We start from the raw sequence: 254 nt of genomic DNA on the forward strand, positions 1-254 counted from the left end.
CGTCAGACTTTCGTCCATTGCGGAAGATTCCCTACTGCTGCCTCCCGTAGGAGTCTGGGCCGTGTCTCAGTCCCAGTGTGGCCGTTCACCCTCTCAGGTCGGCTACGCATCGTCGCCTTGGTGAGCCATTACCTCACCAACTAGCTAATGCGCCGCAGGCCCATCCATAAGTGACAGATTGCTCCGTCTTTCCCAAGTCCCTCATGCGAGGATCTTGCGTATCCGGTATTAGCTACCGTTTCCGGTAGTTATCC

Annotated in this window: 1 rRNA gene; it reads right to left on the reverse strand. The window is 56.3% G+C overall.

The features are described 5' to 3' along the window. A 16S ribosomal RNA gene (locus tag KJS63_RS25965) occupies positions 1 to 254 on the reverse strand; the annotation flags it as partial.

Origin of the sequence: Paenibacillus sp. J22TS3 (assembly GCF_018403205.1) — a bacterium.
GTDB lineage: Bacteria > Bacillota > Bacilli > Paenibacillales > Paenibacillaceae > Fontibacillus > Fontibacillus tuaregi.